Raw genomic sequence first — 22,640 nt, forward strand, 5'->3', positions numbered from 1 at the left:
ACATAGTGAACAATACGGAAGAGCCAAAGCTGCTCAGTCCAACTTTTGTTATGGGTTGGATCGCAAACTTTCTCCAATTTTTGGTGTTCTATTTTCTCATCACCACCATGGCACTTTATGCCATCAAAGAATTCCAGGCTTCAGAAACCATGGGTGGACTAGCCTCCAGCGCCTTTGTTATCGGCGCGGTATTCTCCCGCTTGGTATCGGGCTACATTATTGACCGCGTGGGACGGCGCCGCATCATGCTGATTGGCGTGGTAGCAACGACCATTGCCTGTGCCCTTTATTTCTTTGCGGATTCTCTGGAATTGCTTATTGCTGTTCGTCTTTTCCACGGACTGTCATATGCCTTTGCCGGAACCGCAATTATGGCCATGGTGCAAGAGATTATTCCTGCTGCCAGGCGTTCTGAGGGAACTGGCTACCTTGCCCTTGGCACTACAGTTTCCGCAGCTATTGGACCTGCAATCGCACTATTTGTACTGGGATCCTTTGATTACAACACGCTCTTTTGGGTTGTGATGGTAACTTCCCTCATCGGCCTTGGTGCTGTGATCTTTATGTACCTTAAAACTTCGGAGCCAGCTGCCGAAGGGGAGCCAGTTAAATTTAGCTTCCGCAGCATTATTACTCCTGCAGTGCTGCCAATTGGCCTCTTTATGCTGCTGGTGGCTTTTGCGTATTCCGGAGTTATTGCTTATCTCAATGCCTACGCTGAAGATCGCGATGTACTCGCCGGAGCAGGGCTCTTCTTCATTGCTTATTCCATTGCTATGTTCCTGATGCGTTCTTTCTTGGGCAAGCTGCAAGACCGCCGTGGTGACAATATTGTTGTCTTCTTCGGACTGATTTTCTTCGCTTTGGCCTTGCTGGTTCTTTCCTTTGCACAGCAGAATTGGCAGGTCGTGGTGGCAGGTGTGTTCGCGGGCTTGGGCTATGGAACCTTGATGCCAGCAGCGCAGTCCATCGCTGTTGGAGTAGTGGACCGCACACAATTTGGCTCTGCCTTCTCCACCTTGTTCCTCTTTGTGGATCTCGGCTTTGGTATCGGCCCAATTTTGCTGGGTGGCATTTTGAGCGCGATTGGTTTTGGCTCCATGTACCTGATTTTGGCCGGCGTGGTAGTGCTCGCAGCGCTGTTTTATCTTTTAACCCACGCTCAGCATCCCCGTGCAAAACAGGGATTTTTGCCAGAAGTCTAGTTAATTTTAGATCTCGGCTTTTTAGTGCGGGGAGAAGCTGGAACGCACCGTGGCAACTGCGCTTTTCAGCGCCTGCGCAGCAAAATCCACATCCTCCGGAGTGTGGGATGCTGAAAAAGTGAAGCGCACTGAGGTTCTGGCTAGATCTTCGGAATAACCGAGCCCAAGCAAAACATGAGAAACCTCGCCTTGACCGCAGGCGGAGCCGGGGGAGCAAATAACTCCCAAACGCTCCAACTCCAACAACACGGTTTCCGCACCGGTGCCCTCAAAAACAAAGGATGCATGTCCAGGTAGACGCATTGTCGGATGGCCACTAAGCTGCGCACCCTCAATCTCTAGCGCGGAAGTTATGAAACCGGAAAGGTCAGGAAAAAGCTCTTCCCGAGCCAGCTCCAAAGCGGTGGCAAAAGCAACTGCGCCGGCTACATTTTCGGTGCCGCTGCGTCGTCCTTTTTCTTGTCCGCCGCCATGAATAACAGGCTCCAAAGGCGCCTTAGACCATAAAGCGCCAATGCCTTTGGGTGCTCCCACTTTGTGTCCGGACAGACTAATTGCAGAAACATCCAAGTCAAGTGGTAAATGTGCGGCCTGGACAGCATCAACATGAAAAGGCGCACTGGTTGCTTGAGCAAGCTCTGCTATTGGCTGAATGGTGCCGATTTCATTATTGGCGTAGTGCACACTGACCAAGGTGGTGTCCTCGCGGCTGAGCTGTTTTAGCTCTTCCGCACTGACTTGGCCATAACGATCCGGAGTGAGCATGCTGATCTCAAAACCATGGAATCTTCGCAGATAATCCAAGGATTCCAAGACCGCTTTGTGCTCAAGAGGCGTGCTGATAATGTGCCGACCACGTGGATTTGCCAAGGCAATGCCCTTAATCGCCAAGTTATCGGCTTCGGTGCCGCCAGCAGTAAAAGTAATCTGCGTGGCTCTTTTGCCCAAAACCTTGGCGATTGTTTGGCGTGCGCCTTTGAGTCCCTCGGCCGCAGCCCGGCCAAAGGCATGGGGGCTTGAGGGGTTGCCAAAGGTGCCGGTGAGATAGGGCCACATCGCCTCAAGTGCTTCTCGACGAACCCCAGTGGTGGCTGCATTATCTAGATAAAGCATTTATGCGACATCCAAACCCAGATCCAAGGCCTTGATGGAGTGGGTGAGCGCACCCACCGAGATGATGTCTACACCGGTGCGGGCAATATCTGCCACGGTATTAAGGTTTACTCCGCCAGATGCTTCTACTAGAGCACGTCCTGCAATCTGAGCTACGCCTTTTTCCAGGTCAGCCAGGCTAAAGTTATCCAACATGATGGTATCCACACCTGCTGCAAGGACTGCATCAATTTGATCCAGGCGATCAACCTCCACCTCAATATGAGTGGTGTGTGGGATTTTTGCGCGTAGTGCTAGCAGTGCCTCGGTGACACTAATTCCCTCAGAGAGCAGACTCGCCAAGTGGTTGTCCTTGACCATCACGGCGTCGGAAAGCGTACTGCGGTGGTTAAAACCGCCACCATCGCGCACTGCTTGGCGCTCAATAAGACGCAGCCCAGGAGTAGTTTTCCGAGTATCCACAATACGAGCCTTGGTGCCAGCAATGGCATCCACATAACGGGCTGTCAAAGTAGCGATGGCAGAGGTGCGCTGCACAAAGTTCAAGGCAATACGCTCTGCTCGTAAAATTGCACGCGCGCTACCAGTAATGGTGGCCAAGGTATCGCCTGCATTAAAGGCAGCGCCATCGCGAATAAATAGTTCCACGGAAAGCGTCTGATCAACCTGGTGGAATGCAGTTTTTACCAGCTCAACGCCACTAAATACACCGGGCTCACGAGCGACCAGCCGTGCGGTCATGACCGCCGTGGCAGGAACCAGATTTTCGGAGGTGATATCTCCCCACGGCGCGTCCTCTTTTAAAGCTGCGCTGACAATTGCATCAAGAGAAGACCGTATCATTTGGTATTGCCATTCGCTAGTGGAACCACCGAAAGCATTCTCTCGAGAGCAACACGTGCAGGATCAGCAGTTGCTGCATCCACGGTGATTTGGTTGATGATATTTCCTTCTACCAGCTCCTCCAGGGCCCATGCTAAATAACCCGGGTGAATGCGGTACATAGTGGAGCAAGGGCAAATAACGGGATCCAGGCAGAAGATATGGTGCTGCGGGTATTGGGCAGCCAGGCGTTGTACCAGGTTAATCTCGGTTCCAATGGCAAAGGTGCTGCCAGCTGGAGCTGTCTGGATAGCCTTGACAATAAAATCGGTGGATCCCGCAGAATCGGCGGCATCAACAACTTCCATGGGTGATTCGGGGTGCACAATCACGTGCACATCAGGGAATTCCGCACGCGCTTTCTCAATCTGAGCCACATTAAAACGCTTGTGAACAGAGCAAAAACCATGCCAGAGCAAGACCTTTGCATTTTCCAACTCTTCGACAGTGTTTCCACCAAGCGGCTTATTAGGATTCCACAATGGCATTTGGTCAAGGCCAATTCCCATTGCTTTTGCGGTGTTGCGGCCCAGGTGTTGATCAGGGAAGAAGAGCACTCTTTGGCCACGTTCAAAAGCCCATTCCAATACAGCGCGGGCATTAGAAGAGGTACACACAATGCCACCGTGCTGGCCGACAAAACCTTTAAGCGCAGCAGAAGAATTCATATAGGTAACGGGAATGAGCACTTCATCGCCATAAATCTCGGTGAGCTGCTCCCAACAATCCTCCACCGAATCCAGGTCGGCCATATCTGCCATGGAGCAGCCAGCAGCCAGATTAGGCAAAATCACTGCCTGTTCAGGGGAGGAGAGAAGATCAGCAGTTTCAGCCATAAAGTGCACCCCGCAAAAAACAATGGCTTCTGCTTCCGGGCGGGTTTTAGCAGCGCGTGCGAGTTGGAAAGAATCGCCCACAAAATCAGCATGCGCAATGATCTCATCACGTTGATAAAAGTGACCAAGAATAACTACACGATCACCGAGCGTAGCTTTTGCATCGCGAATCTTTTGGTGCAGTTCTTCGTCGCTAAGCCCCTGGTATTTTGGCGGCAGCACCTGCTGGCGCGGGGAGTGGACCGGGATGGGGTCGCTTTGCGACGCCCCGGGGCCGTAGGTGTCAGGCATTCCGGGGGTGTCAAGGAACCAGGGGCCCTGCTTGAGGTCGGAATTGCAACTGTCCCCACTTTGAATGGCGTGGTTGACAGAAGGATCAATGGTTGAGGTCATAATAAGCCTGCTTCAGGTTCTTGTAGCGGAATAGTTTTGGAGGTCTGTGCGGGGTTCCCGTGAGGACTTCGCCGGTATCGATGAGCTCGGGTATGGTGGCCACGGATCTTCGAAAATTAGCGGCATCAAGTTTGTGCCCCAAAACCGCTTCATGAACGCTGCGCAATTGCGAAATGGTGAATTTCTCACCCAGGAATGAATGCGCAATATCGGCGTATTCCACCTTGGTTCTTAGTCTTTCCAAGGCGTATTCAACAATGTCATTATGATCAAAAGCCAGCTCAGGCAGGTGATCTGCAGGGAACCATTGCACATTATCGCCAGGGATTGCAGCAGCTACTTCATCTGCGCGCACTAACGCCCAATAGACCACAGAAATAACTCTTGCAGTGGGGGAGCGATCAACTTGGCCAAAGGTATAAAGCTGTTCCACATAACTTGGATGCAGGCCAGTAGTTTCTGCCAAGGTACGAGCCGCAGCTGTTTCTAATTCCTCATCTACTGGCAACCAGCCACCAGGGAGCGCCCATTTGTTCAGGTCGGGCTCTCGTGTGCGAGGAACAAAAGGCGTCCATAAACAGGGGACGTCATCTTTATTGGGGCGCATCGCAAAAATAACCGTAGACACGGCCATGCGAATTTTGGCACCTTGTGCCATGCAAACCCCTTAAGGTCTAAGTGACTTTAACTAGATGCACATCTTATAGTCATTCTGACCTAAAGGGAAGAGGTCTATTATGACTTTTAATTATTAAGACACAAAAGAAATGGTGGAAAACTGTGTTAGCTGTGCTCTTTGGGGTAGTGGTGGGCTCACTAATGCCGGTTCAAACCTCGGTTAATAATCGGTTGCGTTTTTCAGTTGGTGCGCCTTTGTTGGCCAGCTTCATTTCATTTTTTATTGGCACCATCACGCTGATCATTGCAACCTGGATGACCAGTGGCACTCCGATTCCAAATTTTGCAGCAACTAGCGGGGAACCCTGGTGGATTTTCACTGGTGGCGCACTCGGAGTGGTGTTGTTAACTGGCAATATTTTGCTCTTCCCACGCGTTGGCAGTGTTCAAACTGTCATTTTGCCCATCAGTGGCCAAATCCTCATGGGCCTGCTCATTGATGCTTTTGGTCTCTTTAATTCTCCTCAAACTCCACTTTCCCCGCTGCGTATTATTGGCGCAATGGCAGTAATGCTGGGCTCCCTCGCAGTGGTTGGCGTAGTAGGTGGGAGGGGGCGTCGAGAAGCGTCTGCAGTTCAGAGCCCGGCAATTTGGCTGTGGCGCGCATTGGGCGTGGTCATGGGTATGTGCTCGGCAACGCAAGTGGCAGTCAATGGCCGACTCGGGCGGATTTTAGGTTCGGCAGTGGAAGCCGCCCTGATTTCCTTCTGTGTGGGCACAACTGTGCTATTTGTCCTGCTCCTGGCCTCGCGCACACGCTGGCGTGGCCTCGGCGCCGGCCCTAATCCGTGGTGGATGTGGTTGGGCGGAGTGCTGGGTGCCACGATCATCTTCAGCATGGCCCTGTTAGGGCCAATTATTGGCACCGGGGTGACGGTAGTGGCAACGTTGCTGGGCATGATGCTCGCAAGTTTGCTTATCGACGCCTTCGGGCTGCTCAATAGCACCCGGCGCGAAGTTCGCCTCCCGCAGATTGTGGGCCTTTTGGTGATTATTGCAGGTGTGGCCCTAATTCGGCTTTAAATCTGGAAGGACTCTCCAACCTTTAAGGGCACATAGTTGGAGTTGTGCTCAGCGCCCAGCAGTGTGAGGAATTTCTTATTGATAGCCAAGCCGTAGTCATTGACAATGCCATCATGAATCCCGATGAAGTTCAACGGTGGATACTTCTTTAAGTATTCCTCGATATCAAGCATTTTTAGCCACGGCCCATTAACTGGTAGCAAAGCTAATTCCACGCCTTTGATGGGCGGAAAAGCATCACCCGGATGCAGAACCCGGCCATTAATTAAGTAACCAATATTCTCACCGAGGCCTTGAGAATGCAGCAGACGAGCATGCTGGGAACCAACAACCTCAATTCGGAAATCACCCACATTAAAGGTGTGGCCGTGGTCCACAATGTGCACCTCAATATTTAGTTGGTGTGCCACTGAACGGGGAGCGTAGATTTCCATGGACTTATCCAAAATCGCAGGGTCCAGGTGATCTGGGTGATTGTGGGTAAAGAGGATGGTGGCACCGCTGAGATCAGGAGCACCGAAACTGCCCGGATCAATAATGAGGCGGGAATCTTTGTATGCAATTTCCACACACGCATGAACATGCCGAGTGATCTTAATTGGAGCAGTTTCCATGGTTTCTCCTTATTATTTCAGCATTATTACCGTGGATGAGAAGAAGCTCCGCTGAGCTCAAAAGGAAACTCAGCGGATTGCTGACCATTAACTTGTAGCGCCAGAGTGTGAGTGCCATCGTAATAGCGACGAGTACTAATCGGCTTAAAAAGATGCTTGCGATTGAGGATCTTTACTTCGCCTGGCGCTAATGCCAGAGTGGTGAGCTTAAAAGTTTTGGGAGTGCGCTTGCCATTAGCTTTTTGATGGTTGATCACATAATCCACCGCCACCCGAGCAACTTCGGTGCCTTTATTGTGCAACTTCGCAGAAAATTCAACCGAGCCAGGAAATTCAATCTGCGTTTCATGCAGCTCGAGGTGCGTGATGTCTACTGCTTGGCTGTTGAATCCCAGCACTGCCAAAGCTCCCGGGTCTCCCTTTTTAATAAGCGTGCGCAAGGCATGCTTGACCAGCTTCTTGGTTTCCGCACTGGAATCTTTAGACCAAGACTCCACAGTCTTAACTACCTGCTCAGGGATGTCTCGGCTTAAGTCATTTAGATGATTGGCTACCGAACGCCGCACATATTCCGATTTATCCTGCTTGAGGGTTTCCAAGATGGGGAGGGTAATCCCCTTATTTTCCTGGAGCTCGGGAATCCGCAGCGCCCAGGGCGAATACGGCCGCGTACCTTCGCTTGCCAAGCGACGAATATGCTCATCCTCTGAGTTAGCCCAGCTTTGGGCTTTTTCCAAGGTCTGATGCAGATCAGCGCGCAGCATTAAACGCAGTGCAAACTCCGCAGTTAGCCGAGAAGTCAAGGAGGCCAAGAGATCCAGACCCTCATCAAAGGCCTGGGGAGAATCTGCTGTAATGGCGCGCCGGGCAGTCGCGACAGTAATAGGCCAAACCATCCACCCATCGAGACCTGGGGATACATCGCGGGCATTAATGATGATCTCCCTAAAAGGTGCCCACTCCAGAGGCGCATCTGCCAAAATGGCCGCGGCGAGATGATCGCTGCGCTCCCTCAATGCCAAGCCATCAAGCTGTTGGCTGGCAACGGCAAGCTGTGGAAATTCACCGGCTGGGTAGGCAGCATCAAGAATCTCGTGGAGGTCTATTACTACTTTTTGTCCCAGGAGCTCATCTGCAGTGGGCATTATTTTCCTTAATGGTGGTGCTAGTTGGCGATGGATTTGATGGGATCAAGGGACGCGCTTGGTCCACGCTTCAGTGGCGTATTTGCTGTCCACTAATTCTTGAACTGCCTGGAAATCTGCTTCACTCAACTCCGCAGGCTTGGCGCCATAACGGCTGCTAAAGGTGTTCTTCAGGGTATCGATGATTTCTGCGCGAGTGGCACCAGTTTGGCGGCGCAAAGGATCCACTCGTTTTTTCGCGCTGCGGATGCCTTTATCGGAAATCTTGACCTTGCCAATGCGCAAAACCTGCGTCATCATGTCTGCATCAATGTCATAAGACATGGTTACGTGGTGCAGGACCGCCCCGGCGCGCCGCTTTTGAGCAGCGCCACCAATTTTTCCACCGGTGGAAGTGATGTCATTGATCGGGACATACCACGCATCAACGCCATGTTGTTTTAATGCAGCAAGCACCCAGCGATCTAGATATTCATAGGACTGCTCATAACTTAAGCCTGCTACCAGTGATTCCGGAGCATAGAGAGAGTAGGTAATGCAGTTGCCACCCTCCATAAACATTGCACCACCACCAGAGATACGGCGCACTACCGTGACTCCATGTTCGGCAACACCGGCAGGATTAATCTCATTGACATAAGACTGATAACTGCCAATTACTGTGGCGCGGTCATTCCAGTTCCAAATTCGCATGGTTGGGCCACGTTGACCATTGACTACTTGATCAAGCAAAAGCTCATCAAGTGCAACGTTTACCGCAGTGGGCAGGGGACCGGGATCAAGGATTTCCCACTCAAAATCGGTGAAGTCTTGGGCACCGCTAATCGCACGGCGCACGGCGAGGGCAATATCGCTGCTGGAAAAACCGTGAAGCTCAACATTGTCGAATTGGCCTAAGGCTGCATCGATTCTGGCTGCTAAATCCTGGGCGCTGTCACTGGTAGAAGCACCTTTGAGGGATTGACCTAAAGCAAAGAAGGCTTCATCAGGCTCGAGGAAAAAATCGCCGGAAACCTGCACATTAGTAATGGTGTCTTCTTCGGTGGTGACATCAACAACCACCAATTTTCCACCGGGAACTTTGATTTCGAAATGATGTTTCATTATTCCGATAATACGCCGGTTTTTGGGAAGGTTGATATCTGCTAAATCCTGCGAGATGTGGGCCAAAAGGGTTACTTTAGCGAAGAATAAAATCCTGTCTTATTCTGGATGTTATGGCAGAAATACTTGGGGATAATACGTTGTTGACGCTGTTCCTGGTGATTGCGCTGGGAACGATTTTTGGGGCTATCCCATTTGGCCCTATTAGATTGAGCCCTCTTTTCAGGCGGCTTAACTTCAACGCCATCTTTGGCTCTGGCTCAGGAACAAACTGGATCTGATTTGCCTACAGTTGCTTATTCACTGGGTTATCCAACCGGCGTAGTTCTTGCGATTTTGTTGGTGGCTTTTACTATTGGTCGTTTTTAGAGAGCCAAGCATGATCAAGAAAATGCCAATGAGAAAGTATTGGTGCGCGCTCGAGTTTCAGTAACTAATGATGTTGATATGGTGGCCTTAGAATAAAACTCCTCGGATCAATTCCAGGTAGCAACGGTACGTCGGCAGGGCACAACCCGAATTGTGGGTGATACTTCTGATGGATAAAAAGGCGACATCGTTTCACTTATATCTACTAAAGCCGCATTGTCGCATCTGATTAAGGCTTTGGGGCGCGGTACCCCAACTCTGCCAGGTCGTGATAAGTATATCTCCTTGCAGCGTTTCCGTATTAGTAATCGCGATTTTGCCGGCAATCAGGTGGGAAACCTGCTTTTATTTGAGCTGTACAGCTCGACCATTACTAAGATCCGACGCGGCGACATTGTTGAAGTTGTCTACTCAGGTTCTCGACATGAGGAATTAACCACTTACTTTGGTGACTCAATTCAATCAATTTCAGAATTGGACTGGGTAGCAACTGCGGGTGGTCTTGCTATTGGTTTCCTCGTAGCACTTATTGAGGTTCCGCTTCCAGGCGGTTCTTCCTTCGCGCTCGGCGCAGCTGCCGGCCCTTTGATTGCCGGTTTGATTTTGGGTGCCCTGCAAAGGACTGGTCAGGTGGCTCGGCAATTGCCACGAGCGGCCAACTACACGCTCCGCCAATTGGGTCTTATGCTCTTCCTCGCCGCAGTTGGAGTTTCCTCAGGCACAGCGTTTACTAGCTCTGTATTTACCTTACAAGGACTGGTAGCAATAGTACTGGCAGGGGCAGTATCTCTAGCGGGGTGTGGATCCTTCTTGGTGTTTGTCTGGCTTATGGGTAAATCTGCAACTCGCGCCAATGGTGGTGTGGACGGCTTGTTGGGCCAGCCCGCAGTGCTGCAATATGCCCTTGAGAATTCTTCAGATTCCCGCATTATGTCTGGATATACGGCAACCTTTGCAGTGGCATTGATCTACAAGGTCGTGGTTATTCCTGTTTTGTTGGTGGTTTAAATGCCCTGGCTATTAGTGGTGAAATGATACTTAAATTCTTCAGAGCGGTGGATCGCAAATCGGAACCCGGTGGGCGCTCCACCTTTGGTAATAAATACTGTTTCAATGGCTAAGAGGGGAGTGCCTACTGACACTTGTAATCGTTCGGCCTGCTGAGTTGAGGCCGTTGTTACCCAGGCTTCATTTTCTGATTCCACTAGCTTGATACCAAAATCACGTTCAAGCAGTTCAAAAGCAGAGATTCCACCCTGAAGTTCCGATATATCAGGCGCAAATTCCACTGGGGTGCGCAGATAGATGCTGGAATGGGTGAGTGGAATATTGTCTACCGAAATGAGCCGTACAAAGTGCAATACAGATTCATTTACTTCCAACCCCAATTTCTTTTGCACATGGGGTGGCGGAAGGATTCGTGCCAGCTGCCCCACAGTGGTGGAGGTGTTAAGACCTTGGGCGGTTAATTGCTGAAAAAGAGCACCGGCTCGGGTATCGGCGGATCGATCAATTCGGCGCCCCGGTACCGGGAAGGTGCCTTTTCCTTGTTTTCTATAGACAAAACCTTCATCGCTGAGTTCTTTTAGGGCTTGGCGGATGGGCGCGCGGCTTACTTTAAAACGCTCGAGGAGCAAAGCTTCGGTGATGGGAGTAGCGGCATTTAGCGACCCTGCCGAAATTTCTGCACTCAGGATATCTTTAATTTGGCGATACAGCGGAACCCCGGTGCTGGGGTCAAGTTCTTTATTTAATGTAGCCATCGATACTCCTCATAATATTGTTATGTAAATCCTGCATTGCGGAGGTTATCAACGTCAAGATTCCACTTGTGAGGTCGGTCATAATCTGTACTATGGGGCTGGAAAATTCAACCTCAAACCTGGGAGCAAAACCATGGCAGGCACTATCTCCACCTACGTCACCTTCAATGGATACACTGCAGAAGTTCTTAAGCACTGGCAGGAAGTTTTCGGTGGTGAGCTTAATTTGCTCACCTACGCAGATACCAAGATGGAGGGCATGCCCTTCGAACCACCAGCAGATGCTTTGGCTCACGGCGTGCTCACCCTACCAGGCGGATTGATCTCCGGCGGTGACTCCATGGACGGTGAATACCCAATCCGTGATACTGCATATTCAATGCTCTACAACGCTGAATCTGTGGAGGATGCACGTGAGCGTATCGCCACCATGGTAGCTGCAGGCGGCGAAGAAACCATGAAGTTTGAAACCGCTCCTTGGGGCGGATCCTACGGTCAAGTTTTTGATAAATATGGTGTGATGTGGAGCTTCTCTGCAATGTAAGCATTCCTCAAAAACAAAGCAATAGCCTGGTGATCTTAAAAAGATCACCAGGCTATTTTTTAAGGGCGAAGTTAAATTGCTTCACCTACGCAAGGTTTTGGAGGTGGAGAAGATTAGCGCACCTAAGATTCCTACTGCCGCGAAAGCAAAGAAGCCCCAAGGATATGCCAGGTTTGCGCCGACCAAAAGGCCTCCGAGGATTGGGCCGGAGATTGCTCCCAAACGGCCAATTCCTGCAGAAAATCCCATCGCAGTTGCGCGCATTTTTGCTGGGTGGTTTTCGCCGGTGAAGGCATAAACCAGAACTTGAGAACTGAAAACAAAAATGCCGGTAAAAAGCACTGCAGCATATAGACCAACCAGTGGCATACGAATCGCCAATAGAGCTAGGAAAACTGCAGAGAATACAAACCACAACAAAGCGGTCTTACGTGGAGAATGTGTATCGGCCACTTTGCCAGCAATAATTAGGCCGATGACTGCACCGATATTGAGGACCATGAGGAATCCCAGTGAATTTCCCATGTCATAGTCGGCTTGACGCATGATTTGAGGAAGCCAGGTGTTTAGCCCGTAGACCAGCAGCAAACCCATAAATGAGGTGCCCCAAATAGCGATGGTGTTGCGTCGGAAACTTGGCTTGAATAGGGAGGAAAGTGAAGAGGACTCACCAATTTCCGCCGCATGAGTGGAACCTAGATTATCTTCAAGTGGCAGTCCATAAGTTGCTGCTACGCGCTGAGCTTCCTCAACTCGACCCGTGGATTTGAGGAATTGTGGAGATTCCGGCAGGAAGAAATATAGCAATGGGACCAAAATGAGGCCTGGAACTGCACCCACGATGAACATGGAATGCCAGCCAAATGCATCAATGAGGAACATTCCGAGCAAAGCGGTGGCAACTGCACCCACATGGTAACCAGTCATAAGTCTGGTTGAGGCTGAACCAGCTTTTGAACCTGGGCGAAATTCGGTGACCATCGCAATGGCTGTTGGTAGTGCGCCGCCCAATCCCACACCAGCTAAGAATCGCCACAGGGTAAAGAGCGGAATGCTAGAGGTAAAAGCAAGGAGCAGGGTAAATACAGAGAACACCGAAACTGAGAAAATCATGACTCGACGTCGGCCGAGGCGGTCAGTTAAGAATCCAATTGTAAGTGCACCAATGGTCATGCCGATTAGGCCAGTGGTGGAAATCTGGGTAGCCAACGCCGGGGTTAGATGCCAGTTTTTATCTTCCAACATGGCTGGGATGGTTGCTCCCAAAACCACGAGGTCAAAACCATCAAGCACAATTGCAAACCAGAGCAAAGCAAGTACACCAGAAACACTCTTTGAAGTAGCTGGGGGATTAAGTAGAGAAGAAGACATTGTTCTTAAACCTCAAATCGGGGTAGGTCACGGCCGACATACTGCTCAGCAATGTAGCGCTGGCCAGCTTCGGATCCGAGGACGGAATGCAATTCAGCAAAGCGGCGTTGGGTGGCAAAATAATCTTCATCTGGAACTGCATGCAGCATCGAGCTCATCCAATAAGAAAAGTGCTGCGCCTTCCAGACTCGGGGCAGTGCAAGTTTGGTGTAGTCGTCGAGAAGCGCACTGTCTTTTTTCTTTAATGCGCGCACTAACCCTGGTGCCAGCACAGAGACATCAGCCACCGCTAAGTTCAGGCCTTTGGCTCCGGTGGGCGGGACGGTGTGGGCTGCGTCGCCGGCCAGGAAGAGGCGGCCTTTTTGCATGGGCTCGGTAACTGCAGAGCGGAAGCGTAAAACAGCTTTATCAAAAATCTTGCCTTCAGAAACGGTGATGCCGGGGGAGTCTGCACGCAGGTGCAGCTGCTCCCAAATACGATCATCAGACCACATGTCAGGGGTGTCATTGGGGTCGCACTGCAGGTAGTAGCGTTGCACGGTGTCGGTGCGGGTGGAAATTAGTGCAAAACCTTCGGGATGGGTGGCATAAATGAGCTCTTTTTGGGTCTTGGCAGCTTCCACTAAAATGCCAAACCAGGCATAAGGATATTCGTGGCGGACGCGGACTCCACTGCCCTCGGTAATGATTTTGCGATAAGGCGAGCTGGAGCCGTCGGCGGCAATGACATAATCGGCGCTAATGGTGGTTGAGGAGCCATCAGCCTCGGTGTAAACCACTTTGACCTTGTCATTATCAAAACCTCCAGTGCCTCCAGTGCCTTCAACTGCATCAACTGTGGTGGAAAAGAGAAGCTCGCCGCCATCTTCTAAACGCTTCGCAATAAAGTCTTTGAGATATTCATGCTGTGGGTAAATGGCTACTTTATGGCCGGTGATTTCGGTTAAAGGAATACGGATTCTTTCCCCGTTGATGGAAATATCAATTGCTTCATCATGGTCGGCTTCAGCTTCCATTCGGGCGCCTACACCGGTTTCCCGCATGAGATTCAACGTGCCCTGTTCCAAAATTCCAGCGCGGACCGTTTCTTCGACTTCCTTGCGGGTGCGCTTTTCAAAAACGATGGACTCAATGCCCTGCAAGTGAAGCAGATGTGCCAGCGTAAGTCCCGCAGGTCCGGCGCCGATAATGGCAACGGGGATGTGGTTCATGGGGGAGAGTCCTTTCCTAAAGTGAGTCGGGCTAATTAAATCTGTCCAAGTGACATAGGCCTCAAATTATGGCAAAAGCGATATTGGGGCAAAGTGTTCACTCTGCGAACTTCAGGTATTTTTATGGCGAGTGTTACAAGCAGTGGGAACTCTATTATCCGAATCCGGATAAGGGGGTACCTAGGGGTGTGTTTAAGGGGAGGCTTTAAAGCTGAGAGGATTCAATAGGAATCTTGGATTCTGTCCGACCTATGAGTTAGGGTGATCGAGTACACAATTTTATAGGCACGGGTGCTCGGTGAAATTCCGGGCTGAGATGCAGCACAGCTGTAACCGTTGAACCTGATCCGGATAATGCCGGCGCTAGGGAGGAAAAAATGACTACCACTCGTATGTCCAAAAAGGCTTCACAATGGCGAGTTATTGATATCGTCATCGCGGCAGTGCTCGGTGTAGCCTGCGGCTTGATCTTTGTGGTGTGGAATTCCATTGGCTATGCCTGGACCACCGCTTTTGATGCCCTAACCCCAGGTCTCGGCGGCTTTGCTATCGGAATTTGGCTGCTCGGTGGAGTTTTGGGCGGACTCATTATCCGCAAACCAGGTGCAGCAATCTTTGTTGAAGTCCTCGCAGCCTGCGTTTCCGCAGCACTGGCCTCACAGTGGGGAATTGCCACCATTTACTCCGGCTTGGCCCAGGGAATCGGTGCGGAAATCATCTTCGCCATCTTCTTGTACCGCCGTTTTAACCTCTCAGTAGCAGTGCTTTCCGGTATGGGCGCCGGCCTGGGTGCAATTTTGCTCGAGCTTTTCTTCTACGGCAATGCTGCAAAATCCTTGGCCTTTAACGCAATTTATGGTTCCACCGTTTTGGTCTCCGGAGCGATTTTGGCAGGTGCTCTGGGCTGGTTCCTGGTGCGCGCACTTGCCCGTACCGGCGCCCTAGAGCGCTTTGCCGCTGGTCGCGAATACCGCCAGGAAGTCTAATGACCGTTGCGATCGGCACCCGCGTCATCGCGCGGAACTTCGGATATCGCCATGCCTCTCGCAAAAATCCGGCGCTGCAAAACATCAGCTTTGACATCGCACCCGGCGAGCGCGTCCTGCTCACCGGCGCCTCCGGCTCCGGCAAATCCACCCTGCTCGCCGCGTTGGCCGGCGTTCTCGGGGGAGGCGAGGAGGGTGAGAGCAGCGGTGAGTTGCTTTGCGACGCCTCCTCGGTGGGTTTGGTGCTCCAAGATCCAGACTCCCAGGTGATCGCCTCTCGCATTGGTGATGACGTAGCCTTTGGCTGCGAAAACATGGGAGTACCTCGGGCAGAAATCTGGCCTCGTGTGGAACAAGCCCTTGAAATGGTGGGCCTCAACCTGCCTTTAAGCCATCCCACGAAGTATCTCTCTGGTGGCCAAAAACAACGCCTGGCTCTAGCCGGGGTTATTGCCATGGGCGCGCGCCTTATTTTATTGGATGAACCCACCGCCAACCTTGATCCAGTTGGTCAAAAAGAAGTGGTGGCTGCGGTAAATAAGGTGGTCGCTGAAACCGGTGCCACTTTAATTGTGGTGGAACACCACCATGAACTCTGGCTGGATACGATCGACCGGATCATCAATATCACTGATGGTCAAGATCTCAGCCCAGCTGATTTACCTACCCTTGGCCACCTGCCACCGGCGCGACCTGCAACTTCAACATCTCTGATGCGTGGGGAGAATCTGCTTTGTGCCTGGGGTCCAGCACGCTCATTTTCACTGCCAGTAGCAGCATCCACAGTGATTACCGGCCCTAATGGCGCTGGTAAATCCACCTTGGCATTAACCATCGGGGGCTTGATTGCACCTAAAGCTGGAAAGCTTGAACTGGCAGAGCAATTAAGCCAAGGACTAAAAAAGCCACCGCATCGCTGGAAGTCCGCTGAACTAGCTCAACGCATCGGCACCGTTTTCCAGGATCCTGAACACCAATTTGTCGCCCGTACGGTCCGCGCTGAGCTGGAAGTTGGACCAAAGGTGATGCAGGTTGATACTGCTCAACGGATTGAAGAGCTTCTTGATCGCTTGCGTTTGCGTCACTTGGAAAATGCGAATCCCTATACCTTAAGCGGTGGAGAAAAACGTCGCCTCTCAGTAGCAACGGCGTTGGTGGCAGCGCCACAACTCTTGGTGCTGGATGAACCGACATTTGGACAAGATCCAGAAACCTTTAAAGAATTGGTGTGGATGCTGCGCGAGCTCACTGACAACGGAACCACGATCGTGTCAGTAACCCATGATCCTGATTTCATTGCAGCCTTGGGCGATCATCATATTGAGGTGAGTGCTAAATGAACCTGCTTGCTGGCATTAATCCAGTTACTCGCATCATTGCACTGATGGTGCTCACCACTCCTTTGCTGCTCAGTGTGGATGTGGTCTCTGCAAGTATCGCTTTGGTCGCAACCATTATCCTTGCTCCTCTTGCTGGGGTGAGCTGGAAGATGCTCTTTAAAAGGGGATGGCCACTTTTGGTGATGGCACCTCTGGCTGCAACCTCCATGGCGCTTTATGGCAGGCCTGAAGGTAAGGAATATTTTAGTTTTTTGCTTGCTCATGTCACCGATAATTCGCTCGCCTTGGCCCTGGCCATTGGGGTGCGTGTTTTAGCCATTGGGCTCCCGGTAATTGTCCTCATTGCGCGCATTGATCCCACCGAACTTGGTGATGGTCTTTCCCAGATTCTGAAACTGCCGGAGAGATTTGTAATCGGTGCAATTGCTGGCAGCCGATTGATGACTCTTTTCCAAGAGGATTGGCATTCCATGGCCCGTGCCAGAAGAGCCCGTGGCATCGCAGATCAAGGTCGCCTTAAGCATTTCTTCACCATGACCTTCGGCATTTTGGTGTTGTCAATTAGACGTGGTTCCAAATTGGCAACAGCGATGGAAGCCCGTGGTTTTGGTCGCTCCACCCAACGCACCTGGGCGCGTGAGTCACGGGTGGGGACACGCGATTTAGCCCTCGTATTGGTGTGTTTGGCTATCTCTGCCGCAGCTATTCTTATTGCTGTTTATACCGGTTATTTCCGCTTTTTGGGCACATGATCACTGTTTTAATTGACGGACAATCCGGCTCTGGAAAAACCACGTTGGCAGCAGAAATAGCGGAGATCACCGGCTTTCAGCTAGTCCACCTCGATGATTTTTATCCGGGGTGGACCGGCCTTGCTGGAGCCTCACGCATGGTGGCAACAGATGTTTTAGATCCGCTTAATCCTGGCTATTACAGATGGGATTGGGAGAAAAATCAACCTGCGCAGTGGGTTGCTTTAAAGCCGGGCCACAGCATCATCGTGGAAGGCGCTGGGGCGCTGAGTGCGGCGTCGAAAAGCAGCGCTTTAAAGCTGGGCACCCTGGTGACGGTGCGGATTAGCGCTCCGGAATCACTGCGCAAGGCTCGGGCATTAAAGCGTGATCCAGGCTATGAACCCTATTGGGAAATGTGGGCTGAGCAGGAGCGTAAGCACCTGGATTTCAGCATCCCGGCGGATGTGGAGATTGTGCTAGATTCGAATGGAGTTGCGGGAAAACCCTAAACGATTGGAATTAGGGATATGCCGTTATTGTCCAGAGTTGATTATCTGCGTCTGATTTTTGGGTGGCTGGCAGTGGTGGGGCTGGGGTGGTTGCCTGCACCAACGGTGCAGCTCATTGTTGTTGTGGCGATCATCATTTTTTGCGCCTTTGGCGTGGTCAAAATGGCTGAATCGCTAGCCCATTTACTTGGCGATCCACTTGGCTCTCTGTTGCTAAGCCTGTCCATCGTGGTCATTGAAGTTATTTTGATTTCCGCTGTCATGCTGGGGCCTGCACACTCGGCAACGATTGCCCGTGATTCTGTGCTGGCTGTGAGCATGATTATTTTGGCTCTGGTTATGGGACTAGCGCTGCTCATCGCTGGAATCAAGTTTGGCAGCTTGAAACATAATGGAATCGGTGCACCTACCTATATGGTGATGATCTCCACGCTAATTGTCACAAGCTTTGGAACACCTGTAGTTTTAAGCGGCCTCTCGGCGATACAAGCGATTCTAATCGCCCTTTTCACCATCGTGCTCTATGGGTTTTTCCTTTATCGCCAAACCGGTAGCCAAGCCGTAGATTTTCAAGAGCGCGGACAAGAACACCAGAAAACCGACTTTAAAGCCCGCGATGTAGTGCTGCGGGTAGTGATCTTGCTGCTCATGGCGATTCCGATTGTGTTGTTATCCCATGACATGGCTAAATCTTTGGATCAAGTACTTAGTCTTATCCAGGCACCGCCAGCCTTAGCTGGACTAATTATTGCCTGCATTGTCTTTTTGCCCGAAACCATTACTTCCTTACGTGCAGCATGGGGCGGAGAAGTCCAGCGCCTGAGCAATTTGGTGCATGGAGCTTTGGTATCAACTTTGGGTTTAAGTATTCCCAGTGTGTTGCTTATCGGAGTGGCCACCGGACAAGAGGTGAACCTGGTCCCAGAATCGCGGGAAATACTTTTTGTCGGCGCAGCAATCGCCATCAATGCCATTGCCTTTAACGTCAAAAGAGTTACCGCAATTCATGGCGCTGCCTTGTTAATGCTCTTCGGGGTTTATCTGCTGGGAATGTTTAACTGATTTCCCATAGGCTTGGTGCCATGAGTGAACTAGAAACCCTAAATTGGCAGGACTGGGATAGCGTCCTGGTTGTTGTGGCCCACCCAGACGATGCAGAATACGGCCTTTCAGCTGCAGTAAAAGAGTGGACTGATGCGGGAATAGAGGTCTCCTATTTGCTGCTCACCCACGGAGAAGCAGGAATCCAAGGCCTTGATTCCGCTGAAACTGGACCGCTGCGCGCCGCAGAGCAGCAAACAGCCTGCGATATTGTCGGCGTTAATAACCTCACCATCTTGGATCACCCAGATTCCATGCTGGTTTATAACCTGGAATTGCGTAAAGAAGTTGCCCGGGAAATTCGCATCCGCAAACCAAATGCCGTTGTGCTCAGCAATTTTGAGGTAGAAGCCTATGGTGGACTTAATCAAGCAGATCACCGCGTAGCTGGATTAGCAGGCATTGACGGCACCCGTGACGCCGCCAATCCGTGGGCACAGCGTGAGCTTTTGGATGAAGGCCTGCAACCTTGGATCACCAGCCTCATTATTATTACCGGCCACGATGAACCCACTCACACCATGGATCTCAATCCCGAATCAGTGGCAGCAGGTGTGGCATCTTTGGAGGCACATAAGCGTTACCTCGAAGCACTGCCACACCACCCCAAACCTGTGGAGTTTATTCCGGAGGTTCTGCGCACCGAAAACGGCTTTGCCAAAACCTTTAGAGTTTTTGGAGTCTAGCTCACGTATTTCTTCAGGTGACGGGCAGTAGGAGTATCCGCTTTAATTAACTCGGCTGGGGTACCTTCAAAAACAATTTGCCCGCCATCTGAACCTGCGCCAGGGCCAACATCAATAATGTGATCGGCATGGGCAAGAACCGCTAGATGGTGTTCAATTACGATCACTGACTTGCCCGCATCAACAAGCTGATCAAAAAGCGCGAGCAAGGTTTTAATATCGGCCAAGTGGAGGCCCGTAGTGGGCTCATCCAAAATAAAAGTGGTGGCCTTTTCAGCCATATGAGTAGCTAACTTCAAACGCTGACGCTCACCACCAGAAAGCGTACTTAAAGGCTGACCAAGGGTGATATAACCGAGTCCGACATCAACCAACCGCTTGGCGATCTTTGCTGCAGGCAGCACTTTGGATTCTGCAGCAGAGAAAAACTCTAAAGCCTGCTCTGCAGAAAGCCCCAGAACTTGGGAAATATCCTTGCCGCCAAAGTGATAATCCAAGACGGCTTCATCAAAACGCTTGCCCTCACACACCTCACAGGGCGAAGACACTCCCGCCATCATGCCCAAATCCACATACACCGAGCCTGCGCCCTTACAGTTGGGACAAGCACCTTCAGAATTGGGGGAGAAAAGCGCAGGTTTTACATCATTTTCCTTGGCAAAAGCCTTGCGAATAGAATCCAGCATGCCGGTATAGGTTGCAGGATTGGATCGATTTGAACCATGAATCGAAGACTGATCAACAAAAACCACCGACTCATCCCGCGGAATCTCCTTAATCAAAGAAGACTTACCCGAACCAGCCACCCCAGAAATGGCCGTGAGCACGCCCAATGGAATATCCACATCCACATTTCTTAAGTTGTTGCGCTGCGCATTTCGGATTTCCAACGCGCCAGAGGCACGTCGAAATGCCTCTTTTAACTGGGCGCGGTCATTAAAGTGGCGGCCCGTCACGGTGTCACTGTCTTTAAGCTTTGCGACGGATCCTTCGAAGCGAATTTCACCACCACTAGATCCCGCGCCGGGACCCAAATCAATAACATGATCTGCAATTGCGATGGTTTCAGGCTTATGCTCCACCACCAACACGGTATTTCCCTTATCGCGCAGATCCAGCAAAAGCTTATTCATCCGCTCAATGTCATAAGGGTGCAAACCAGCAGTAGGTTCATCAAAAACATAGGTCACATCCGTTAGCGCCGAACCCAGATGCCTAATCATTTTGGTGCGCTGCGCCTCACCGCCGGAAAGTGTGCTCGCAGGACGATCAAGCTGGATATATCCCAAACCGATCTCCACAAAATTATCCAGGGTATCGCTGAGAGCTTTAAGCAAAGGGGCAATGGAGGGAGCTTCTACGGACTTAATCCAGGTAGCTAGGTCACGTACCTCCATGGCACAGAGCTCTGCAATATTTTTGCCATTAATCTTGGAATCCAAAGCATGGGGCGCCAAACGAGTGCCACCACAGGCAGGGCAGGGGATAAAAGCTACTGCTCGGTCCACAAATGCGCGGATATGCTTTTGCATTCCTTCGCGATCCTTGCTGAGCATGGACTTTTGGATGCGTGGAATAAGGCCCTCATAGGTCATATTGATGCCAGCAATTTTGAGCTTGGTGGGCTCCAAATAAAGGAAATTATGGCGTTCTTCATCGCTGAGATCTTTGATGGGTTTATCAGGATCAAAGAGACCAGACTCTGAATACATTCGATAACTCCACCCGCCTTGCGTGTATCCCGGAATGGTTAGCGCACCTTCGTTGAGCGAGAGGTTTTCGTCGAAAAGCTCCTTAAGGTCAATGTCTGAGGCCCTGCCCATGCCCTCGCACTCGGGGCACATGCCACCGGTGCGCTTAAAGGTGGCTTTTTCCTTTTTGGTTTTGCCACCTTTTTCTACGGTGATTGCGCCGGCCGCTGAAACTGAAGGCACATTGAAGGAATATGCGCCCGTGCCACCCGCATTGGGTTCAGCGATTCGAGAGAATAAAATGCGCAACATCGCAGTGGCATCAGTAGCAGTTCCTACCGTGGAGCGCGGATTGGCTCCCATTTGCTCCTGATCCACAATAATTGCCGTGGTGATTCCCTCTAGATGATCCACATCGGGCCGTGCCATCGACGGCATAAAGCCCTGCACAAAGGTGCTATAGGTTTCATTAATAAGGCGACGAGATTCAGCAGCAATAGTGCCAAAAACCAGCGAGGATTTACCCGAGCCGGACACTCCCGTAAAAACCGTCAGGCGGCGTTTCGGAATCTCAACAGAGACATTTTTCAAGTTGTTTTCATGAGCACCGTGGACGCGAATCCAATCATGGGAATCAGCTTTTTGCATAGGGTCAATCCTATCTTTTAGAAAGGTTTTCGACACTGCACTTTCAGCGGTGACCTCTTAAATTCGCCGTGCCTGAGCTGAAAAGCCCGGTACTCCCAGGATATGACGGTGGTGCTGGCAGAGGGAGTAGTTTTCTGCTTAGGATGGTGGTCATGGCTACAACTCATTTTCAAGGTACTGAAACCCCAACTTCCGGCGAACTTCCTGCAGTCGGCGCAAAGCTAGCAGATTTCTCCCTCGTCACCACCGATCTCTCTGAGACCTCTCTTGAAGAGTACAAGGGTCGTCGTGTTGTCCTGAACATTTTCCCATCTGTTGATACTGGCGTTTGTGCAGCATCTGTTCGCAAATTTAATGAAGAAGCAGCACAGCTGGAAAACACCACCGTGCTGTGTATCTCCAAGGACCTGCCATTCGCATTGGGCCGTTTCTGCTCCGCAGAAGGCATTAAGAATGTCACCGCAGCATCTGCCTTCCGCTCCAGCTTTGGTGAGGATAATGGCCTGATCCTAGAAGGCTCCCCACTAAAGGGTCTGCTGGCTCGCAGCGTTGTTGTTCTTGATGAAAACGGTGAGGTTATCTACAGCCAGCTCGTTGATGAAATCACCACTGAGCCTGATTACGAAGCTGCAATTGCAGCTTTGAACTAAATTCTCCTGACAAACCACAAGGGCGAGATTGCAACTAGTGCAAT

Annotated in this window: 23 protein-coding genes and 1 riboswitch; of the genes, 12 read left to right on the forward strand and 11 right to left on the reverse strand. The window is 51.1% G+C overall.

The window, feature by feature from the left end; genetic code table 11:
* The first annotated feature begins 50 nt into the window (after positions 1 to 50).
* Positions 51 to 1,205, forward strand: coding sequence for an MFS transporter (locus tag H924_RS05040; RefSeq protein WP_404825332.1), 1,155 nt, complete (start codon positions 51 to 53; stop codon positions 1,203 to 1,205).
* 21 nt (positions 1,206 to 1,226) lie between these two features.
* Here H924_RS05040 and H924_RS05045 read toward each other — a convergent pair whose 3' ends face one another.
* Genes H924_RS05045 through H924_RS05060 form a run of 4 tightly spaced genes read right to left on the reverse strand, consistent with a single transcriptional unit; the run spans position 1,227 to position 5,087 of the window.
* Entirely contained in the window at positions 1,227 to 2,318 is a 1,092-nt protein-coding gene (locus H924_RS05045; RefSeq protein ID WP_015650880.1) for a cysteine desulfurase family protein, read from the reverse strand.
* Positions 2,319 to 3,158, reverse strand: coding sequence for a carboxylating nicotinate-nucleotide diphosphorylase (gene nadC / locus H924_RS05050; protein WP_211208120.1), 840 nt, complete (start codon positions 3,156 to 3,158; stop codon positions 2,319 to 2,321).
* On the reverse strand, positions 3,158 to 4,429 hold the full coding sequence (gene nadA, locus H924_RS05055) for a quinolinate synthase NadA (protein ID WP_015650882.1): 1,272 nt from the start codon (positions 4,427 to 4,429) through the stop codon (positions 3,158 to 3,160). Before nadA ends, nadC begins: the two co-directional genes overlap by 1 nt.
* Positions 4,413 to 5,087: an NUDIX hydrolase gene (locus H924_RS05060; protein WP_015650883.1), complete on the reverse strand. Its 675-nt coding sequence runs from the start codon at positions 5,085 to 5,087 to the stop codon at positions 4,413 to 4,415. The genes nadA and H924_RS05060 overlap by 17 nt, the downstream gene beginning before the upstream one ends.
* Before the next feature lie 122 nt (positions 5,088 to 5,209).
* Here H924_RS05060 and H924_RS05065 point away from each other — a divergent pair, with 122 nt between their 5' ends.
* A complete protein-coding gene (locus H924_RS05065) occupies positions 5,210 to 6,130 on the forward strand; it encodes a DMT family transporter (protein ID WP_015650884.1) in 921 nt (306 codons plus the stop codon).
* Here H924_RS05065 and H924_RS05070 read toward each other — a convergent pair.
* Genes H924_RS05070 through H924_RS05080 form a run of 3 tightly spaced genes read right to left on the reverse strand, consistent with a single transcriptional unit; the run spans position 6,127 to position 8,993 of the window.
* Positions 6,127 to 6,744, reverse strand: a complete 618-nt coding sequence (locus H924_RS05070) for an MBL fold metallo-hydrolase (RefSeq protein WP_015650885.1) — start codon at positions 6,742 to 6,744, stop codon at positions 6,127 to 6,129. The two genes, H924_RS05065 and H924_RS05070, sit on opposite strands and share 4 nt — an antisense overlap.
* A gap of 26 nt (positions 6,745 to 6,770) precedes the next feature.
* Entirely contained in the window at positions 6,771 to 7,889 is a 1,119-nt protein-coding gene (locus tag H924_RS05075; RefSeq protein ID WP_015650886.1) for a heat domain containing protein, read from the reverse strand.
* A 45-nt stretch (positions 7,890 to 7,934) separates the two neighbouring features.
* Positions 7,935 to 8,993, reverse strand: a complete 1,059-nt coding sequence (locus H924_RS05080; RefSeq protein ID WP_029703178.1) for a lipoate--protein ligase family protein — start codon at positions 8,991 to 8,993, stop codon at positions 7,935 to 7,937.
* A 249-nt stretch (positions 8,994 to 9,242) separates the two neighbouring features.
* On the opposite strand from H924_RS05080, the gene H924_RS14545 reads away from it, so the two are divergent.
* Both H924_RS14545 and H924_RS05085 read left to right on the forward strand, forming a co-directional pair.
* Complete coding sequence (locus tag H924_RS14545) at positions 9,243 to 9,362, forward strand: hypothetical protein (RefSeq protein ID WP_015650888.1); 120 nt, start codon at positions 9,243 to 9,245, stop codon at positions 9,360 to 9,362.
* Between the two features lie 216 nt (positions 9,363 to 9,578).
* Entirely contained in the window at positions 9,579 to 10,370 is a 792-nt protein-coding gene (locus tag H924_RS05085; RefSeq protein WP_015650889.1) for an aspartate-alanine antiporter-like transporter, read from the forward strand.
* On the opposite strand, the gene H924_RS05090 is transcribed toward H924_RS05085, so the two are convergent.
* A complete protein-coding gene (locus H924_RS05090; protein WP_015650890.1) occupies positions 10,367 to 11,125 on the reverse strand; it encodes a GntR family transcriptional regulator in 759 nt (252 codons plus the stop codon). The two genes, H924_RS05085 and H924_RS05090, sit on opposite strands and share 4 nt — an antisense overlap.
* A gap of 133 nt (positions 11,126 to 11,258) precedes the next feature.
* Here H924_RS05090 and H924_RS05095 point away from each other — a divergent pair, with 133 nt between their 5' ends.
* A complete protein-coding gene (locus H924_RS05095) occupies positions 11,259 to 11,669 on the forward strand; it encodes a VOC family protein (RefSeq protein ID WP_015650891.1) in 411 nt (136 codons plus the stop codon).
* 81 nt (positions 11,670 to 11,750) lie between these two features.
* On the opposite strand, the gene H924_RS05100 is transcribed toward H924_RS05095, so the two are convergent.
* Positions 11,751 to 13,040: an MFS transporter gene (locus H924_RS05100; RefSeq protein WP_015650892.1), complete on the reverse strand. Its 1,290-nt coding sequence runs from the start codon at positions 13,038 to 13,040 to the stop codon at positions 11,751 to 11,753.
* Between the two features lie 5 nt (positions 13,041 to 13,045).
* Positions 13,046 to 14,251, reverse strand: coding sequence for a 4-hydroxybenzoate 3-monooxygenase (locus H924_RS05105; RefSeq protein WP_015650893.1), 1,206 nt, complete (start codon positions 14,249 to 14,251; stop codon positions 13,046 to 13,048).
* 277 nt (positions 14,252 to 14,528) lie between these two features.
* Positions 14,529 to 14,638: riboswitch (TPP riboswitch) on the forward strand.
* Here H924_RS05105 and H924_RS05110 point away from each other — a divergent pair.
* From H924_RS05110 to H924_RS05135, 6 genes are all read left to right on the forward strand, one after another.
* Complete coding sequence (locus H924_RS05110; protein ID WP_015650894.1) at positions 14,629 to 15,237, forward strand: ECF transporter S component; 609 nt, start codon at positions 14,629 to 14,631, stop codon at positions 15,235 to 15,237. Its footprint overlaps the riboswitch before it by 10 nt.
* Positions 15,237 to 16,577: an ABC transporter ATP-binding protein gene (locus tag H924_RS05115; RefSeq protein ID WP_015650895.1), complete on the forward strand. Its 1,341-nt coding sequence runs from the start codon at positions 15,237 to 15,239 to the stop codon at positions 16,575 to 16,577. The genes H924_RS05110 and H924_RS05115 overlap by 1 nt, the downstream gene beginning before the upstream one ends.
* Complete coding sequence (locus H924_RS05120; RefSeq protein WP_015650896.1) at positions 16,574 to 17,329, forward strand: energy-coupling factor transporter transmembrane component T family protein; 756 nt, start codon at positions 16,574 to 16,576, stop codon at positions 17,327 to 17,329. Before H924_RS05115 ends, H924_RS05120 begins: the two co-directional genes overlap by 4 nt.
* Positions 17,326 to 17,820, forward strand: a complete 495-nt coding sequence (locus H924_RS05125) for a nucleoside/nucleotide kinase family protein (RefSeq protein WP_015650897.1) — start codon at positions 17,326 to 17,328, stop codon at positions 17,818 to 17,820. The genes H924_RS05120 and H924_RS05125 overlap by 4 nt, the downstream gene beginning before the upstream one ends.
* Before the next feature lie 18 nt (positions 17,821 to 17,838).
* Positions 17,839 to 18,882 (forward strand): calcium:proton antiporter, encoded by a 1,044-nt coding sequence (locus tag H924_RS05130; RefSeq protein WP_029703174.1) that lies wholly within the window; start codon positions 17,839 to 17,841, stop codon positions 18,880 to 18,882.
* Between the two features lie 20 nt (positions 18,883 to 18,902).
* Positions 18,903 to 19,607: a PIG-L deacetylase family protein gene (locus H924_RS05135; protein WP_015650899.1), complete on the forward strand. Its 705-nt coding sequence runs from the start codon at positions 18,903 to 18,905 to the stop codon at positions 19,605 to 19,607.
* Here H924_RS05135 and H924_RS05140 read toward each other — a convergent pair.
* Entirely contained in the window at positions 19,604 to 21,946 is a 2,343-nt protein-coding gene (locus H924_RS05140) for an ATP-binding cassette domain-containing protein (protein WP_015650900.1), read from the reverse strand. The two genes, H924_RS05135 and H924_RS05140, sit on opposite strands and share 4 nt — an antisense overlap.
* Before the next feature lie 152 nt (positions 21,947 to 22,098).
* On the opposite strand from H924_RS05140, the gene tpx reads away from it, so the two are divergent.
* A complete protein-coding gene (gene tpx, locus H924_RS05145; protein WP_015650901.1) occupies positions 22,099 to 22,596 on the forward strand; it encodes a thiol peroxidase in 498 nt (165 codons plus the stop codon).
* Positions 22,597 to 22,640 lie beyond the last annotated feature (44 nt).

Origin of the sequence: Corynebacterium callunae DSM 20147, from assembly GCF_000344785.1 — a bacterium.
Classification (GTDB): Bacteria; Actinomycetota; Actinomycetes; order Mycobacteriales; family Mycobacteriaceae; genus Corynebacterium; species Corynebacterium callunae.

What these genes read in the sequence shown, in the direction of transcription:
- H924_RS05040 (WP_404825332.1), top strand. Translation starts at nt 51, where the DNA reads ATGGGTTGGATCGCAAACTTTCTCCAATTTTTGGTGTTCTATTTTCTC.
- H924_RS05045 (WP_015650880.1), bottom strand. Translation starts at nt 2,318, where the DNA reads ATGCTTTATCTAGATAATGCAGCCACCACTGGGGTTCGTCGAGAAGCA.
- nadA (WP_015650882.1), bottom strand. Translation starts at nt 4,429, where the DNA reads ATGACCTCAACCATTGATCCTTCTGTCAACCACGCCATTCAAAGTGGG.
- H924_RS05060 (WP_015650883.1), bottom strand. Translation starts at nt 5,087, where the DNA reads ATGGCACAAGGTGCCAAAATTCGCATGGCCGTGTCTACGGTTATTTTT.
- H924_RS05070 (WP_015650885.1), bottom strand. Translation starts at nt 6,744, where the DNA reads ATGGAAACTGCTCCAATTAAGATCACTCGGCATGTTCATGCGTGTGTG.
- H924_RS05075 (WP_015650886.1), bottom strand. Translation starts at nt 7,889, where the DNA reads ATGCCCACTGCAGATGAGCTCCTGGGACAAAAAGTAGTAATAGACCTC.
- H924_RS05080 (WP_029703178.1), bottom strand. Translation starts at nt 8,993, where the DNA reads ATGAAACATCATTTCGAAATCAAAGTTCCCGGTGGAAAATTGGTGGTT.
- H924_RS05090 (WP_015650890.1), bottom strand. Translation starts at nt 11,125, where the DNA reads ATGGCTACATTAAATAAAGAACTTGACCCCAGCACCGGGGTTCCGCTG.
- H924_RS05095 (WP_015650891.1), top strand. Translation starts at nt 11,259, where the DNA reads ATGGCAGGCACTATCTCCACCTACGTCACCTTCAATGGATACACTGCA.
- H924_RS05100 (WP_015650892.1), bottom strand. Translation starts at nt 13,040, where the DNA reads ATGTCTTCTTCTCTACTTAATCCCCCAGCTACTTCAAAGAGTGTTTCT.
- H924_RS05105 (WP_015650893.1), bottom strand. Translation starts at nt 14,251, where the DNA reads ATGAACCACATCCCCGTTGCCATTATCGGCGCCGGACCTGCGGGACTT.
- H924_RS05110 (WP_015650894.1), top strand. Translation starts at nt 14,629, where the DNA reads ATGACTACCACTCGTATGTCCAAAAAGGCTTCACAATGGCGAGTTATT.
- H924_RS05115 (WP_015650895.1), top strand. Translation starts at nt 15,237, where the DNA reads ATGACCGTTGCGATCGGCACCCGCGTCATCGCGCGGAACTTCGGATAT.
- H924_RS05120 (WP_015650896.1), top strand. Translation starts at nt 16,574, where the DNA reads ATGAACCTGCTTGCTGGCATTAATCCAGTTACTCGCATCATTGCACTG.
- H924_RS05125 (WP_015650897.1), top strand. Translation starts at nt 17,326, where the DNA reads ATGATCACTGTTTTAATTGACGGACAATCCGGCTCTGGAAAAACCACG.
- H924_RS05130 (WP_029703174.1), top strand. Translation starts at nt 17,839, where the DNA reads ATGCCGTTATTGTCCAGAGTTGATTATCTGCGTCTGATTTTTGGGTGG.
- H924_RS05135 (WP_015650899.1), top strand. Translation starts at nt 18,903, where the DNA reads ATGAGTGAACTAGAAACCCTAAATTGGCAGGACTGGGATAGCGTCCTG.
- H924_RS05140 (WP_015650900.1), bottom strand. Translation starts at nt 21,946, where the DNA reads ATGCAAAAAGCTGATTCCCATGATTGGATTCGCGTCCACGGTGCTCAT.
- tpx (WP_015650901.1), top strand. Translation starts at nt 22,099, where the DNA reads ATGGCTACAACTCATTTTCAAGGTACTGAAACCCCAACTTCCGGCGAA.